Here is a 15,065-nt window from a genome sequence, read left to right on the forward strand (position 1 = left end):
CTAGAGACAATTCCCGTTCAAAGAGCTGCAAGTACCCGCTCCAATTGGAGTATGGAAAACTCCATCTCGCTCAACGCCTGGTTGAGCTCTTCAGACGAAGCCTGTGCATCAGCACATACCAACTCCATACGCCGGCAAGACTCGACCAGTTGCTCTCCTTTAACCACACGCGCAGCGCCTTTAATTCTGTGAGCCAACTCCCCTAACTTATCCGTCTCACCATTCTGAAGTAGGACTCTCAGCAACTGACAATCTTTGCGATTATTATTGATTAGCTCATCCAGTATTTCACGAAACTTTACCGGGTCATTATTGAGGAGCAACTCCAGAGGCCCCAGATCTACCAGTTGTAGTGAATCGGATGCCATCAGTGGCAATGTCGTCGCAGGACACTCGTTCTCTGCATCCCGATTCTGTTGTAGCCCCAACAATCTCGCGTCCAACTCATCAAGACCGATAGGCTTGATGAGACAATCATTCATGCCCGCTTTTATACACTGTTCTATTTCTTCCGGCTGCGCATCGGCCGTAAGGCCAATAATCATCGTGGGCTCTAGTCCTTGCTCCTGTTCGACTCTGCGTATGGCTAGTGCAAGGTCCGAACCACTCATGACCGGCATATGACAATCGGTAATAACAACATCGAAAGAGTGCTCGCCCCAGCGGTCGAAGGCACGCTGCCCGTCTTCTGCCTCATAGACATCATGACCCAAGAATTCCAGTTGTTGGTGTAATACTTGGCGGTTGACTTGGTGATCATCTACCACCAGAACTTGCAAGCAGTAACGTTGATGAGCCAAGGGTAACGCGGGTAACTGCGTGATGTTGATGCGCTCTAATACCTGTAAATGCAGCTCTACTTCTATCTTCGTTCCACGGCCTAAAGCACTGCTCATAGTGACATGGCCGCCCATCATTTCGCACAGCGAACGACAGATCACTAGTCCCAGGCCCGTCCCTTCGGTCTGTTGCACATTGCGCTGCGCCTGAACGAAAGGTCTGAACAAGCGTTGCTGATCATTAGGACTTATGCCTACACCGGTGTCTTCCACACTGAGGTGAACATTAAGCAGGCTGGCATCGACCAAGAACCCGGAAATACTGATCGTGATCGAGCCTTCTTCGGTGAACTTGATGGCATTGCTGATCAAATTGGAGAGGATTTGCTTGAAGCGTAGGGCATCGACTAGCACATCGCAGTTAATGCTCGAATCGATGTCAAGGATGAGGGTCAAGCGCTTTTGCCTAGCCAGCCCCTCGAACACCCTGGCCACAGACTCGATCAGTTCACGCAAGTTGGCACGCTTGGGCGACAGACTGAGACGTCCGGATTCGATGCGGGCGATGTCGAGAATGTCGCCGATCAACTCCAACAGGCTTTTTGCCGAAGTATGGGCGATTTCAATGCTCGCGCGGTCAATCGGCTTACTTTCGGCGCGCTTAAGTGCCAGCTCAAGGATGCCGATTACGGCGTTCATTGGCGTGCGAATTTCGTGGCTCATGGTCGCCAGAAAGCTGGTCTTGGCACGGCTGGCATCATCCGCGAGGGCTTTTGCTTCTCGTAACTGCTCCACCAACTGACGATGCTCAGTGATGTCTAACCAGCCACAAATAACCCCCTTTATCTCACCTTTGGGGTCCTGGAACGGTTGCACCCAGTGGTTGATCCACGCCTCCCTACCCTGGAGCTGAATGGCATGCACCGACTCGATCGTCTGGCCGTCGCGCATCGCCTTAAAGTAGTTGCGATGAAAATCCGGGAGGCTCTCGAAGTTTTCCTTGGGTAGCTGACGCACCGTTTTGTTCAGCACCTGCTCGGCGCTCAGGCCGACACTTTTCAAGTAGCTGCGGTTGCACGAGAGCATGCGTCCCTTGAGATCACGCACATACAGCGGCGGCGGCATGCAATCAGTCAGTGTTTCGACAAACTGCAGTTGATCGCTGAGCAACCGCTCTGCCCTTGCCCGGACTTTAATCTGGCGACGCAGATACACCACCCAGACCAACGACAGCAAAAGCAACAACACCGCAACCGCGACGATGTTGATGATAACCCTTTGGTAATCGACCCAAGTCTGGCCGCTCATCCCTGGTGGTGAACGCCAGCGATTGGAAATCGCATTGATCTCATCCGGGGCGATGCTTTGCATGACCTTGTTGATAATGGATTGCAGTTCGACATCACTTCGTCGCATCGCAAAGTTGAGCGTGGCAGGCCCGACATCAATCACCTGGTTGATCGCCAATTTATCGCGAAACAAACGCTCCTTGTAATAACGTGCTGCAGGCAACGCCACAATGGCGGCATCGACCTTGCCTTCATAGAGCAAGTTCATCGTATCCAGCGTGGTGCCAGCGTCAATTATCACTGCTTCGGGGTAGCGCTTGCGCAGTTGCTGTGAGCCCACGTGCCCAGTAGGAATCGCCACACGCTTGTCGGCCAGGCTCTCCAGCTTGCCTTGCTGTTCCTTGCTGCTAAGCAACACAAAGGGGCTGGTATCCAGCGGCCTGGAAAAACGCAGGAACGCTTCACGCTCAAGGCTGGCGGTCATCAAGGCCAGGTCAGCTTCGTTATTTTTCAACGTTTCGATCATCTGCGGGTAACCGCCGCTGCGCAAAACAACCTCAAAACGCAGGCCCGTATTTAGGGTTATCACTTCGAGCAGGTCAGCGAACCCACCGGAAAATACGCCGTTCGAGTCGAAGTAGGCACCCGGCGCCATGTCATCATTGATTACCAGTCGCGCCACTGGGTTACGCTGGATCCAGCGTAACTGCTCTACGGTGAGGTCTAAGGGTTCTTCACTTGGAATAAAGCTGTTGCCGACCCAGCGCTTGGACAGGTTACGCAGCGTATCGTCACCGATAGCCTCGATGGCGACATTGATGAGCCGCTGCAAGCGCGAGTTATCCGTGCGCAAGGCAAAACCATAACCGCCTACCGATAGATCGCTGAAACGCTCAAAGCGCAAGTAACCATAGTAGGAGTGGTTGATTCGGTAGTAGGCACTGTACAGATCGTCCAGATAAACGTCAGCTTGGCCAAAGGCTGCAGCGGCAATCGCCTCATCATGCTTGGCATACACCCGCAAATCGGCCTGCGGGTAGCGCTGCTTGAGCTCGTCGCTGTGTTCTTCGGTGATCGCTACGCGCAAGCCAGCAAGATCAACAGGTGAATGCCGAGGTTCGGTACTGCGTTTGAAAACCGCCAGCCTATCCTCGGCATAGGGAATGCTCAGCAGTAGGTTCGGGCGTGGCCTGGTGCTGCCGTGAATACTGATCACATCAACGCTACCGGCCTGTAATGCCTTGTGCGCATCCTGCTCATTGGCGAAGGCCACGACCTTCACCTGCAAGCCCAATAGCTGCGCGACCAGAGCAGTTGCATCGGCGCTGATGCCCTCGTACAGGTTGTCTTGGGCATTGATCGAAAACGGCGCGGACGCGGCTGCCGATACGCCGACCTTGAGCTCGGCCTTGTGCCGCAGCCAATGCCAATCTTCGCCAGAAACAGCCAGATCGGGACGATCGATACGCAGTTGGCTGGACAGTACCTGCGGGGCTGGAGGTAATGATGTAGCCATCACCGGGGCGCCCCCCAAAAACAGCCCGATGGACAGACAGAATGGACGTAGATACATATGAAATAGGAGACCGAAAATGCCTGAAGTACGGGAATCCGTTGGCTGAAGGCCGTTCATTCAAGAGCCCGGCATGATACTGGAGGGCCGTCATGGATGAGGCAATAATAGTTCAAAGTCGCCTCTGTCGTTCAATCCTCAACGGTCCCAACCCGCCTGAACGGTACAGAAGTCTATAAAATGAGCTTCCGGCATGGGGCGTGCAAAAAGAAAGCCCTGGGCAAGGGTGGCGCCCAACTCAATGAGACGTACCTGTTGCTCGGTGGTCTCTACACCTTCGATAACCAGCGAGACCCCCAACGCTCGGGCTAACGCAACAGAACAACTGATGATTGCGGCGCTTTTTGGCTGGCTTTGCATCTTGCGTATAAACGCCCGATCGAGCTTGATCTCGCTGAACGGCAGCTCACTGAGCCGGTCCAGCGAAGAATAACCAGCGCCAAAATCATCCATGGCTACGCCACAGCCAAGCATACGTAGCCGCACCAAGTTCTCCAGGCTACTGGCCGGCGCACTCACGACACCGACTTCAGTGATTTCGAACATCACGCTGACCGCTGGCACCTGCGATTGCTTGAGCAACACGGCAATGCGCTCCGCCAGCCCGGTGCACGCCAGTTGTGCGGGATGCAGATTGAACGCCAGGTTAATCACCCGTCCTTGTACAGCCAGTCTTTGCTGCAGGGCCAGGCCCTGGTCAAAAAGCTGCCAAAACATCCTATCGACCAGATTGTATTCTTCCATGACGGGCAAAAAATGCGCCGGCAATAAAACGCCCCACTGCGGGTGCGTCCAACGCGCCAAAACTTCTGCTCCGACCAGCAGTTGGCCCTCGAGAGTAACTTTGGGTTGGTAGTAGGCTTCAAATTCGCCGTTATCCAGGCCGCGTTGCACGTCGCCCAAGGTCGGCAATTCTGCTGGCGACAGTCTGGGAATGCTGCTGCAGTATTCCCGGTACCGTTTAACCAATAGGCTAAACCCATCAAGATTGAACGGCTTGCCCAGGTCGCCCAGAAAAGTAAGACCTAGGCAGTGAATCATCGCGACTGTGCCCTGACGTAGAACCGGATCCAGCTCGCTGCACAACACCACAGCACCGACTTTGCCGCTGCTGCTGGCATGACGCAAGAACGCCAGGCCATCCATGCCCGCCATTTTCAGGTCACAGAGGACGATGTCCACAGCGTCACAAGCGGCCAGGACAGCAATCGCTTCTTCTCCACCAGCAGCTTGCAGAATGGGTCCCTGAAGCACCTTTTCCAACGCGGTTACGGTGACAAGGCGCTGAAAGGGCTCATCCTCCAGCACCAAAACAGTCAAATCTTGCATTGCAGGTCTACACGCACGCAATTAAAGGACGAACAGTCTGCAAGGAGCGCTTCCTACATCTCCATGAGACTTTTCCTATGCGCACTGGGAAATTTCCTAAGGCAGCACTATCCTGCACTTACAGCTCTGCCGCTAATAGCTAATGGTGTTAACCTTATATCGCCGAGACTACACCGCTTCGTAACAAACGTTTTTTCAAGGTAGAACTCACATTATGCATAGCGTTCTTATAGTTGACGATCACCCGGTCATTCGACTTGCCGTCCGGGTCCTGCTGGAAAAGCACGGTATGCGTGTGGTCGCCGAAGCAGACAATGGTATCGACGCTGTTCAACTCGTGCGCGACCTGACACCACAAGTGGTTGTCCTCGACATTGGCATTCCAAAGCTGGATGGCTATACCGTTATCTCTAGAATCAAAGCCTTGAATGTACGCAGCGAGATTCTAATATTGACCTCTCAACCCGCCGATTCAGTGTGCCGGCGCTGCATCCAGCTGGGCGCTCGTGGCTTCGTCAATAAAGAAGAAGACTTGGGCAGCCTGATCAACGCGATCAAAGCCGTAGACGCCGGCTATAGCTTCTTCCCCTCTCTGTCCTTTGACAGCGTCAATTCAGCAGAACAACTTACTGAGCTTGAACAAATTCAGTCCCTAACAGACCGTGAAGTGACGGTATTGCAACACCTGGCCCAGGGGTACACCAATAAGCAGATTGGTGAAATGCTCTTTCTCAGCAATAAAACTGTTAGCACCTATAAAACCCGATTGCTACAAAAGCTAGGCGCCGCCTCGCTGGTCGATCTGGCCGAGTTCGCCAAGCGCAATGCATTGATTCCCTAACTGCCAACCAGCAAATTTGTAGGAAATTTCCCTATCATGCATAGGCAACGTCCTACTCATTTCTTCCCCTGTCACTCCTAAACTGGCTCCAGCTCAAGGGTACGGCGATACCCCGGCGCAAAGAGAGTTCAATTGAGTCCCCTTCAAGGACACCAACATCAATTTAGGAGTTTCAAATGAAAGTTAGTACGTTGGCTGGCGCGATAATGGCAATCACCTTGGCTGCCACTTCTGCTGTCAGTGTTGCCAAAGATCAGGGTCACGGTGTGATTACCTTCAAGGGCGCGATTATCGATTCGCCGTGTTCAATATCTCAAGAGTCGCAGTACCAGACTGTCGACATGGATCAAATCTCCAACGTAACCCTGAAAAACGGCGGCAAATCCAACCCGACTCCTTTCAAAATTGAATTGCGCGGCTGTGACCTGGGCGCTCTGAAGTCTGCGACGGCAACCTTCACCGGTTCGCCCTCGTCGAACCCGGACCTGCTGTCGCTGAAAGGCACTGCCCAAGGTGCAAGCCTGGCCATTGCCGATCACTCCGGCGCGCTCATCAAACTCGGCAGTGCTTCGCCTGCGCAGTCGCTGTCCAATGGCGACACCTACCTGCAATTCAATGCTTATCTGCAGGGCGACATGCTTGCTGCGGAAGGCGGCGGCGAAGCTGCCGCAGCCGAAATCGTACCGGGTAACTTCGAGACGTTCGCCAACTTCACCCTCGCTTATCAGTAACGGATTTTGTCACTGAGGACTCCGCAGCACTTGCTGCGTGCTGCGTGCTGCGGAGAACTTTGCGGAGGCGTAGATGAGTCGTTCAACCGCATTGCTGGTCACGCTGGCCCTTTGCACCTTGGGCGGGCCTGTCTGTTTGGCTGAGCCGGTGGTGACTACTGGGCTCAAGGGGCGAGTGCAGATGACCGGAAGCATTGTCGATAGCGCCTGCACTATCCGTATGGGTAATGATAGCCAGACGATTGCATTTAAGCCCACAGCGCTTCACGGTTTAATCAATGGCGATACTACATCTAAACAACCCCTTAATATTTTTATAAATGACTGCATTACTTACCGCACGAACGACAACACTGAACCTTCGCAGCGTTTCCAATTAACATTTGAAGGTGAGTCCAATGGTAAATACTTCAGTGTTCAAGGCGTCGCACAGGGCATTGCCTTACAAATCAAAGACCAGGAAGGACAGTTAGTTTCACCCGGCATGTTACTACAACACAGCAGTATGTCTCCCGATATGCTGACTCTTAACTACTCGCTGTCACTCGTCGGCAGTGGACATACACTGGAAGCGGGCGACTATCACGCCACGATTAAGCTGAGTATTCAGCACTTCTGAACTGCAGTTACGCAGTGCGCAGTTTCGCTCAAGGATTTAGTCACGTGGATCACCGTAAGGCATTGGCTGCTACGGCGTTGTGTTGTGTCGCGACGTGGGTAAATGGAGCCGAAGAATTCCAATTCAACACCGAGGTATTGGACCTCAAAGATCGCGAGAACCTTGATCTTGGAGTGTTTGCATCGGCCAACTTCATTATGCCCGGCCAGTACAGCCTGATGGTCCACATGAACCGCGATACATTGACGGAATTCCCGATCGATTACCTCCCGGCCGACGACGATCCGAAAAGCAGCGTCGCCTGTCTTTCCCCAGCCTTGGTCAAGGAACTGGGTCTGAAAGAACACGTCCTAAAGTCCCTGACTTGGTGGCACGACGGCGCCTGTCTGAACCTCAGTAGTGTTCCTGGCATGCAGGCACGTGGCAGCCTGAGTACTTCGGCACTGTACGTGAGCATTCCCCAGGACCAACTGGAGTACACGGCGGCAAATTGGGATCCGCCTTCACGCTGGGACGACGGCATCGCCGGCGTGCTGTTCGATTACAACCTCAACGCCCAGACCACCGAACGCAAACAAGGTAAAGGACGCACCGATAACCTCAGCGGCAATGGTACCGCCGGTATCAACCTGGGTGCCTGGCGCTTGCGCGGCGACTGGCAAAGCCAGATGCAACGCAGCGCCGACCAGCCTTCACAGCAGCAATTTGCCTGGAGTCGCTTTTACGCTTTGCGCGCTGTGCCGTCGCTACGTTCGAACCTGATCCTCGGTGAAGACTACCTGGACTCGAACCTGTTCGGCAGTTTCCGCTACACCGGCGGCAACCTGAGCAGTAACGACAACATGCTGCCCCCCAACCTCAGAGGTTATGCCCCAGAAATCAGCGGTGTAGCCCGCACCAACGCGCGCGTGGTAATTCGCCAGCAAGGCCGAGTGCTTTACGACACCCAGGTACCACCAGGCGCTTTTCGTATCCAGGACCTCAACGATGCGGTCTCTGGCCAACTTGACGTGCGCGTCGAAGAGCAGGACGGCAGCGTCCAAGAATTCCAGATGGACACCGCCAGCATCCCCTACCTGACCCGTCCGGGTTCGGTGCGCTACAAGCTAGCTGCCGGCAAACCCTCTGATTGGGAGCATCAACTTGATGGCCCGGCATTCGCCACCGGTGAGTTTTCCTGGGGGGTGAGCAACGGTTGGTCGCTGTATGGCGGTGGCCTCGGCGCCAAGGACTACGGTTCGCTGGCTGTGGGTGTAGGCCGTGACCTCATGGCGTTCGGTGCATTGTCCGTCGACGTTACACAGTCGCGAGCGACGTTGCCGGAGCGCGACACATTGAGCGGTAAATCCTACCGCGCCAGTTACTCCAAACGCTTCGACGAGTACGACAGCCAGGTCACCTTTGCCGGCTACCGGTTCTCCGAGGAGAGCTACATGAGCATGAACGAATTCATCGAAGCCCGGCGAGGTGGCCAGCCACTGAACCAGAGCAAGGAAATGTATACCGCGACATTAAGCAAACAGTTTCGCGATTCCGCGCTGAGCGTGTACTTGAACTACAACCACCAGACCTATTGGAACAGCCAGGCGAGCGATCGCTATAGCCTGTCGTTGTCACGCTATTTCAACGTGGGAGGGTTGAAGAACCTCAGCCTGTCGCTCACCGCATACCAGAACAAGGCCCGCGGCACCTCAGATGACGGCGCTTACCTGTCGGTCAGTATTCCCTGGGGCAGCAATGGCTCATTCAGCTACAACTCATCGGTAAACCAGGGGCAAAGCAGCCATAGCTTGAGTTACTACGACCGCATCGATGATCGTAACCACTACATGCTCAGCGCAGGCAAGGCCTCAAGCGGTGAAACGGCCAGCGGCTTCCTCTCTCATGATGGTGATGAGGCTCAGGTAACGGCCAGTGCCAGCTATCAGACCGGCGAGTACACCTCGGCGAGCCTGTCTTTGCAAGGCGGAGCAACCCTGACCGGTGAAGGCGCGGCCCTGCACCGTAGCAGCCTCATGGGTGGCACCCGGCTTCTGGTTGATACCCAGGGCGTAGCCGGCGTACCGGTGCGCGGCAGCGGCGGGGTCACCCGCACCAACCGTTTCGGCAAGGCTGTGATTAGCGACGTGAACAGCTACTACCGGAATCAGGCCAACATAGTTCTGGACAGCTTGGCCGACGACGTCGAAGCCACCCAATCAGTCACCCAGGCGACCCTGACCGAGGGCGCGATTGGCTATCGCCGCTTTGACGTTATTGCCGGCTACAAGTCCATGGTCATCATTCGCATGGCAAACCGCCGCGCTCCGCCCTTCGGCGCGACCGCCCAGAACAGCCGCGGCCAGGAAACCGGCATTGTCGGTGAAGAAGGATCGACTTACCTAAGCGGCATAAAGCCAGGCGAAACCATGTCGCTGCATTGGGATGGCAGCGCACGATGCACCTTCACCCTACCCGACCGGGTTACATCGCTTGAGCGACAACTGGAGCTGATGTGCCGGCCAGTCAGCGACGTGGATAACGCTGGCGCTTAATTTATTGCAATAGGTACCTCTATGAAAGCTCGCTTCAAACGCAACACTCTGCCCCTGCTCGTTTTGATCGGCGCGTGCACCGCACAGACCTGCCAAGCCGCCGTGTCGCTTGATCGTACCCGGGTGATTTTTACCGGCAGCGAGAAATCGGTCAGCCTCAGCGTCAGCAACCAGAATACCCAACTGCCCTATTTGGCCCAGGCCTGGATTGAAAACGAACAGTCCGAGAAGATCACCAGCCCCCTGGTGGTACTGCCTCCAATCCAGCGCCTGGAAGCCGGCACCACCAGCCAGGTGAAAATTCAAGGTCTGCCTGAACTGGGCCAACTGCCCCAGGATCGCGAATCACTGTTCTACTTCAACCTTCGCGAAGTGCCGCCGCGCAGCGATAAACCAAACACTTTGCAGATCGCGCTGCAAACGCGAGTGAAGCTTTTCTATCGCCCCGTGGCTATTGCTCCAAAAGCCGGTCTCAATGAAGCCCCCTGGCAGGAAAAACTGACGCTTACCCGCCAGAACGACCGCTATTTAGTGAACAACCCGACGCCTTATTACATCACCGTGATCGATGCCACGCCCGACCTCAAAACCGCCAGCGCAACGGACTTTAAGCCCTTGATGATCCCCCCCAGAGGTCAGTTGGATCTGGGTGTCAGCAGCAAGTCACTGGGCGACAAACCTGTACTGACCTACGTAAATGATTTCGGTGGCCGCCCGCAGCTGCAGTTCAGCTGCACCGCAGGTACCTGCACCGCCAGCGCCGTTGCCAACAACCGCTGACACCGAGCCATGACCTGTTCAAGTGAGGGCAAATCACGATGCTCGCAACACTTAGATGCCTGGTAGCCTTGCTGTGCAACGCCAGTGTTTGGACTTGGTCTCACGCCGCTGGCATTCCTGCACAGACGGCCGAACTCCAAGTCACCGGGAACTTGCTTGAGAGCGCCTGTTACCTAGATCCGAGCTCCGCCTATCAGACCTTGTCGCTGGGAGACCTGAGCACTGCGCGCCTTTCACGCATCGGCGATCAGGGCGCTCCGGTGGCCATGCAGCTCAAGTTGCAAGGCTGTGTGCGTAGCGATGGTGGTCGACGGGATGATCAGCAAGGCACGCTGGTTTGGAGCGCGATTGAACCGGTGGCTACGCTGGCCTTCAACGCGGTCGCGGATGCCGATACCCCCGACCTGATCAAGGTGGTTGGCGCCGAGGGCTTCGGCCTGCGTGTACTCGATGTCCAAGGCAACGACGTACGCCTAGGCCGCACCGCACCGGCCTGGTTCGTCTCGCCTGGAGAGAGCCAGTTGACGTACTACATTCGTCCTGAACGCACCGCAGCCGCTTTGCGCCCCGGCGCCTTTCGCGCCAGTCTAAATGTGTACCTGACGTATGATTGAATTTCCCGCGATGAAAGTTGGAAAAACTGCACTTCTCGCCGTGCTAGTTACTTATGCATCTACTTCTCCCGCTAACGAGCGGGCAGTAAGAATTCAAGGTATTGTATATGCCGCAATTCCTTGTGTTATTAACAAAAACGAACCTATTACTCAGTCGTTTGGCGATGTGCAGACCACGGGCATCAATGGACATTACAAAACTATTACCCTGGGCTACTCCCTCGACTGCACACGCTCGTTGACAAATGATCTACGCCTGCAGATCCGCGGTAACGACGCGGGTTTCAACTCCACGCTGCTGAGAGTCCCAGGGTATGAAAACCTCGGCATCGCGTTAACAAAAGACGGTGAACCGCTGGCAATCAACACCTGGGCGAACTTTGACTCTCACAGGCAGCCATTATTGCAAGCAGTGTTGGTTAAACGCCAGAACAGCGAGATCAAGGCGGGTCCGTTTAGAGCTGGCGCAACCCTTGTGGTCGACTATCAATGAAGACACTAGGTTACATGTTACCGGTACTATGGTTCACCGCCCTTAGCTTTCCGAGCCTGGCCCAGGAAAATCTGCAGTTCACCGGAAATTTGCTGGCGCCCCCCGTCTGTATTATTAGCAATAAGGGTGGCCGTATAGATGTGCACTTCGAGCGCAATATCGCCGTCAATCGCATTGATGGTGAGCTTTATCGCCAGGCGATCGCCTATCAGATCGAATGTCCGGGTGCGGCTGGCACTGGTATCGCCTGGCACATGCGCCTGACTCTCAAAGGAGCGTACGCAGACTTCGAGCCTACTGCCCTGAAGACCTCGGTGGACAACCTAGGCATCAAAGTACTGCTCGGTGGCACCGTGCTGATTCCGAACGAATCTCGAGAGATCGATGTCAGCGCATCGACGCCACCGCTGCTCGAAGCCGTACCGGTAAAGCTCCCCGCTGCTCAGTTGCCCAGCACTGACTTTACCGCCTCAGCGCTTTTGATGGCCGAACTATACTAGGAGTATCTATGGGTAAGTACACGACCACCTTAAGTACCTGGTTAGTTGTAAGCCTATGGTTGCCTGCAGCGCAGGCGACACCGGACAACCTGTACTTTTCTGGCACGCTGGTTAATGAACCTTGTGTGCTCGCGGAGAATGACAGGGAGATTCTGCGGGACTTCAGCACCGTAATCGACAAGGATCTTTATCTCAACGGCAGAACTAAGGGTCTCCCGATTGAACTACACCTGACCAACTGTGACCCGGATGTCGGCAAACGTATGGTCAGCATCACCTTCAGCGGCAATGAAAGCAAAGAGCCTCCCGGGCTGCTGGTGCTTCAAAGCGCCACAGTAAAAGGTCTGCTGGTCGGGCTGGAAACTAAAAGTGGCACTGCCCTGCCATTGAACAAGACTCACCGCATGGGGCCGCTAACTATCGGCGACAATTTGCTCAGCTTCAATACTTACCTGCAGGGCGAGCCCAAGGCACTTGCTAATCACGCCCTAGGGCTTGGTGATTTTGAAGCATCTCTTACTTTTTCCCTAAGTTACGAGTAATCAACATGAAAAAAATTTCCGTAACGGTGCTGCAAAAAATTTTCGCTGGGATACTATTATGGGCCTCAGCGTTACAAGCACAGGCCTACTACACCCTCACCACAACAGACAGTCGTATAGAATCGGGCGGGGTGCGCTATTATTTCCTAGTAAGCGGGTGGACAACTGGCGACACCAGCCCGAGCCCTTGCGCATCCGACGACCCACAATTAACTTTATGCACAATTGGCATTGCTGCGCTGCAGCCATATTCGATTATCTATGTAGGAGAGTACAACTCTTGGGAGGTACCTGTTCGCCATGGCGCGTCTACTTTGGGCCAATTACTCTCAGACCTACAGATGAAAGGATTTAGAATCCCTCTAAGTGGATCGATTCTAGTTCCTCGTCAATATGCCGATAATAATATCTGCATAACATTTACGTACTCCCGAGTCGGCCCCAGTGTCGGCGGCGCCTATAATCCTTTCGGGCCATGCGCCAGAGTTGGCCCTGTAGCAGTTCAATGCGAAATATCGGGGAATGCCACTATTGACCATGGAAGCCTTCCCGACAATAAATTATCAGGAGCAAAGGCTTCAACCCAGCTCGATTTGCAGTGCCGAGGCTCAACTAACGTTACAGTTTCAGCATCCAGGACAAACTCTTTAGGCGTGCAACTCGACGACTATTGGACTCTATTCTCAAAGATCACCGTAAATGGCAAGGACGCGACTAGAGGCATCAATGTGAATGTTACTGATGGTCAAACCAGCAAATTAGACATTACCTCGACACTGAGTACCCCCACGGGAGCAGTCACACCCGGCAAGTTCACCGGTTTCACGGTGATTACCGTTTCACCGCCTTGAGTTGCGTGTGATCGCAACTTGTTAAAAAAGCGCTTTCCGTGATCCAGTAACGCTGTTTAATAATCGCCCAGGGCCTGTACGAAATACTTTGAAACCGCCGTTGCCACACCTGAGATACGAGATCAACAGCGCGGTACTAGGACGCGGCGGGCCAATCAATTGCGAGCGGATACCCTTCCTGCTCAGGCACGCGGCTCAGGGCCACGCGGTACTTCTTACAGGCCTTGAGGGTCGTCAGCTCTGCCGCTGTAGCGTCGTCGATATCGACTGCATCCTGCAGGTGCCTGATTGCGTAATCCGCCTCGGCTCGCAAGTGCGCGATCTGGGTTTGTGCAGCCACCACAGGATCAAGCGCAGGTGGCGGCAGCTCTTCCTGTGGGGGCAGATCCGGCACCAGGATGTGCAGCGTGATCATGACCTTCAAATCGTACGACTCGCCCTCTTTGGCCATGGTGAGTGGCGAGGCATTCCTATGGCCAACACAAAGCTGGCGACGGTCCTAGAAACCGCGCCGCGTTTCATCAGGGCATCGGCAGCCCCGCATATCTCAGCATATGCCGAGCGGTTTTCAAGAACACCGTTCGCCCCCACGTCCGCGAATTCCCCATGGAGATGGCGCGCCGGTGCTGTGCGCGACCGTAGGCCAGCTACCCGACGCAGATGAAGGCCAAGGCGAGCATGACGGCTTTGTGATCATCACCGCCGACAGCGCCGGCGGCATGGTAGACCTTCACGACCGGCGGCCTGTGGTGCTCACGCCGGAGTTGGCCAGGGAATGTCTGGACCCGGGCACGCCCAAGGAGCGTGCCGAGCAGATGGTATTGCACCAGGGCAAATCATCGGAGGTGTTCGAATGGTTCAAAGTCGAGAAAGCCGTGGGCAACGTACGGAGCAAAGGGCCTGAGCTGATTGCACCAATGCGCTGATAGTGACCATTACCAGTTCATAATAGCCAGCTCGCCTGTTTTTTCTGCTACACCCTTCCTCGGGTTGGCCCTGCTGTAACGGATATCCATCGCCTCCATGCGGAACCCTTTAAACACCCGTCGGACTTCGGGATGATCATTGATGCTTACCATCACCTTGTCTTCGCAGGCGCGCATGAATTCATGCCATTCGCTAAAATCCTGCACCTCGCAAGGCCGCTCCGTATAGTTAGACCCGCCCCTCTTCTTGCCAGTGGCCCATGCGCTACCTTACTGGTGCCATCTCGACCGCTACACAACGCCCTTTCGTCCGCACCTTCTGCACCAGTCGCGCTCTGTTGACGAACACATTGATCTCGCAACTGCCTGAGTGTTGTACGTCTTCCCAGTATTCTGCGTGCACAAGTTGCCCGTTCTGCGGCCCCGTGTAAGTACCCGCTGCTTCACGTGAGACATAGCTACTGTCACGTACATACCTAAGCACTACCATATCTTCCTCCGGCGCCACCATGATCTGCCTTGGCACACCGAAGAAGTCGATCAGTTCGCCCACCGGGCGATCTTTCCAGGTACTGCTGGCCGACAATGATGCACAGCCACTGAGCAAGGTGGCGAGCAAGGCCAACATAAACAATCGGTTCATAAGGTCTTCTCCCTGAAGGTC

14 protein-coding genes and 2 pseudogenes are annotated in these 15,065 nt (G+C 54.9%); 11 read left to right on the forward strand and 5 right to left on the reverse strand.

What is annotated here, in order from left to right; genetic code table 11:
- Positions 1 to 17: 17 nt before the first annotated feature.
- Entirely contained in the window at positions 18 to 3,641 is a 3,624-nt protein-coding gene (locus HU773_RS18105) for an ATP-binding protein (RefSeq protein WP_437181148.1), read from the reverse strand.
- Between the two features lie 138 nt (positions 3,642 to 3,779).
- On the reverse strand, positions 3,780 to 4,970 hold the full coding sequence (locus HU773_RS18110) for an EAL domain-containing response regulator (RefSeq protein WP_186625982.1): 1,191 nt from the start codon (positions 4,968 to 4,970) through the stop codon (positions 3,780 to 3,782).
- A gap of 214 nt (positions 4,971 to 5,184) precedes the next feature.
- On the opposite strand from HU773_RS18110, the gene HU773_RS18115 reads away from it, so the two are divergent.
- The 10 genes from HU773_RS18115 to HU773_RS18160 all read left to right on the forward strand — a co-directional run bounded on the left by HU773_RS18115 (position 5,185) and on the right by HU773_RS18160 (position 13,475).
- Positions 5,185 to 5,811: a response regulator transcription factor gene (locus HU773_RS18115; RefSeq protein ID WP_057960151.1), complete on the forward strand. Its 627-nt coding sequence runs from the start codon at positions 5,185 to 5,187 to the stop codon at positions 5,809 to 5,811.
- Positions 5,812 to 5,987: 176 nt separating this feature from the next.
- Entirely contained in the window at positions 5,988 to 6,542 is a 555-nt protein-coding gene (locus tag HU773_RS18120; RefSeq protein WP_057960152.1) for a fimbrial protein, read from the forward strand.
- Between the two features lie 73 nt (positions 6,543 to 6,615).
- Positions 6,616 to 7,161, forward strand: a complete 546-nt coding sequence (locus tag HU773_RS18125) for a fimbrial protein (RefSeq protein ID WP_186625981.1) — start codon at positions 6,616 to 6,618, stop codon at positions 7,159 to 7,161.
- A gap of 44 nt (positions 7,162 to 7,205) precedes the next feature.
- The gene (locus tag HU773_RS18130) at positions 7,206 to 9,695 is read left to right on the forward strand and encodes an outer membrane usher protein (protein ID WP_202883630.1); all 2,490 of its coding nucleotides are present in this window, start codon (positions 7,206 to 7,208) and stop codon (positions 9,693 to 9,695) included.
- Positions 9,696 to 9,716: 21 nt separating this feature from the next.
- The gene (locus HU773_RS18135; RefSeq protein WP_186625979.1) at positions 9,717 to 10,475 is read left to right on the forward strand and encodes a fimbria/pilus periplasmic chaperone; all 759 of its coding nucleotides are present in this window, start codon (positions 9,717 to 9,719) and stop codon (positions 10,473 to 10,475) included.
- A gap of 38 nt (positions 10,476 to 10,513) precedes the next feature.
- A complete protein-coding gene (locus HU773_RS18140) occupies positions 10,514 to 11,089 on the forward strand; it encodes a fimbrial protein (RefSeq protein WP_120733601.1) in 576 nt (191 codons plus the stop codon).
- A complete protein-coding gene (locus HU773_RS18145) occupies positions 11,082 to 11,582 on the forward strand; it encodes a fimbrial protein (protein ID WP_120733602.1) in 501 nt (166 codons plus the stop codon). The genes HU773_RS18140 and HU773_RS18145 overlap by 8 nt, the downstream gene beginning before the upstream one ends.
- The gene (locus tag HU773_RS18150) at positions 11,579 to 12,082 is read left to right on the forward strand and encodes a fimbrial protein (protein ID WP_120733603.1); all 504 of its coding nucleotides are present in this window, start codon (positions 11,579 to 11,581) and stop codon (positions 12,080 to 12,082) included. The genes HU773_RS18145 and HU773_RS18150 overlap by 4 nt, the downstream gene beginning before the upstream one ends.
- Before the next feature lie 8 nt (positions 12,083 to 12,090).
- A complete protein-coding gene (locus HU773_RS18155) occupies positions 12,091 to 12,624 on the forward strand; it encodes a fimbrial protein (protein ID WP_120733604.1) in 534 nt (177 codons plus the stop codon).
- 5 nt (positions 12,625 to 12,629) lie between these two features.
- On the forward strand, positions 12,630 to 13,475 hold the full coding sequence (locus tag HU773_RS18160; RefSeq protein WP_186625978.1) for an MrpH family fimbial adhesin: 846 nt from the start codon (positions 12,630 to 12,632) through the stop codon (positions 13,473 to 13,475).
- A 136-nt stretch (positions 13,476 to 13,611) separates the two neighbouring features.
- On the opposite strand, the gene HU773_RS18165 is transcribed toward HU773_RS18160, so the two are convergent.
- On the reverse strand, positions 13,612 to 13,890 hold the full coding sequence (locus HU773_RS18165; RefSeq protein WP_186625977.1) for a tail fiber assembly protein: 279 nt from the start codon (positions 13,888 to 13,890) through the stop codon (positions 13,612 to 13,614).
- A gap of 196 nt (positions 13,891 to 14,086) precedes the next feature.
- Here HU773_RS18165 and HU773_RS18170 point away from each other — a divergent pair.
- A pseudogene (locus HU773_RS18170) lies at positions 14,087 to 14,401 on the forward strand (SOS response-associated peptidase family protein); the annotation flags it as partial.
- Between the two features lie 9 nt (positions 14,402 to 14,410).
- Here the strand turns inward: HU773_RS18170 and HU773_RS18175 are convergent.
- Together HU773_RS18175 and HU773_RS18180 are read right to left on the reverse strand one after the other, a co-directional pair.
- Positions 14,411 to 14,587: pseudogene (locus tag HU773_RS18175) on the reverse strand (DNA adenine methylase); the annotation flags it as partial.
- A 79-nt stretch (positions 14,588 to 14,666) separates the two neighbouring features.
- Positions 14,667 to 15,044, reverse strand: coding sequence for a hypothetical protein (locus HU773_RS18180; RefSeq protein WP_057960160.1), 378 nt, complete (start codon positions 15,042 to 15,044; stop codon positions 14,667 to 14,669).
- Positions 15,045 to 15,065: the final 21 nt, after the last annotated feature.

The organism is Pseudomonas shahriarae, assembly GCF_014268455.2.
Taxonomy (GTDB): domain Bacteria; phylum Pseudomonadota; class Gammaproteobacteria; order Pseudomonadales; family Pseudomonadaceae; genus Aquipseudomonas; species Aquipseudomonas shahriarae.